At 72.3% G+C, this 1,164-nt stretch carries 2 protein-coding genes; one reads left to right on the forward strand and one right to left on the reverse strand.

Annotated features, from left to right (window positions below):
* Positions 1 to 420 (reverse strand): CoA-binding protein (locus tag FV222_RS26795; protein WP_187277494.1); only part of this gene is annotated, 420 nt, incomplete at its 3' end.
* Positions 421 to 619: 199 nt separating this feature from the next.
* Here FV222_RS26795 and FV222_RS26800 point away from each other — a divergent pair.
* Positions 620 to 1,164, forward strand: a 545-nt coding sequence (locus tag FV222_RS26800) for an alpha/beta fold hydrolase (RefSeq protein WP_246685691.1), incomplete at its 3' end; no start/stop codon positions are given.

Below are 1,164 nucleotides of genomic sequence, written 5' to 3' on the forward strand. Positions count from 1 at the left end.
CGAACCGCCGCTAAGGCGCTCGTCCGTCCAGTAGATCTCGTCGGCGAGGGTCTCGTCGAATGCGAAGGCCTGCGGATCGAAGTTCGGGCCGGCCTCCAGGGCGACCACGCGCGAACCGGCGGCGGCCGAATTGCGGAAGATCTCGACCATGTCGACCGGTTCGCCGAGTTCGGCCAGCGATGCGGCCACCGGGCGCCCGAGCAGCGTCTGCCCGGCGAGGCCCGGGTTCACCGGCGTCACCACGTAGCCACGGTCGAGCAGATATTTCAGCACGATCCAGCTCGGCCGCGCCGGGTTGGCCGAGGCACCGACGAGGGCGATCGTGCGCGTGGCTCGCAGGGTCGCGCGGATGTGCGCGTCGGCGTAGCGACCGTGGCGGGTGGCGAGGCCGTCGGGAACCTGGTCGAGGGTCGGGATCATCGAACTTCGCTTCCTTTTGGGATCGCGGACTCTTTGGTATCGCAGACCTCCCTGCTTACGGTGCCGCGCGGATCGGGTCGATTCCGGCGGTCGGCCCGAGGTGCATCCACCCGGCACCGCGGCAGGTCGACATCGGGCGAAGCGCGGCATTAAGGCCGCTTGATTGCCACGCGCCCCGCGCGATCTCGCTGCGATGATCTTGAACTTACCCACCGCGGCCGCGACTGCGCCGCCGACCCTGTTCTGCCTGCACTTCCTTGGGGGCAGTGCGCGGGAATGGGCGCCGACGGCCGAACGCCTCGGGGCGGATGTCGTTTGCGTGCCGATCGACTTGCCCGGCTTCGGCGACGCCGCGAACGTGACCGGCTACGACGTGGCGGCGATGGCCGACCACGTCGCGGCAAAGGTCCGCGCCGCGCGGCCGGGACGCTGGCTCGTCGCCGGGCACAGCATGGGCGCGAAGGTGGCCCTCGCCCTGGCGCGTCGTGCCGAGGATGGCGAGGCGGGGCTCGAAGGGCTCTCCGGCCTCGTCCTGCTCGCCGGCTCGCCGCCGAGCCCCGAGCCGATGGAGGAAGAGCGTCGCGCGGCGATGATCGCCTGGATCGGGGCCGACGCCGCGACTCGGCAGTCGGAGGCCGAGGCCTTCGTCGCGTCGAACGTCGGCGCCCCCCTCCCCGCCGACCGGGCGGAGGCCGCAGTCGCCGACGTGCTGCGCGCCGAGCCGGCGGCCTGGCGCGCCTGGCT

Origin of the sequence: Methylobacterium sp. WL103, from assembly GCF_008039885.1 — a bacterium.
GTDB classification, from domain to species: Bacteria; Pseudomonadota; Alphaproteobacteria; order Rhizobiales; family Beijerinckiaceae; genus Methylobacterium; species Methylobacterium cerastii.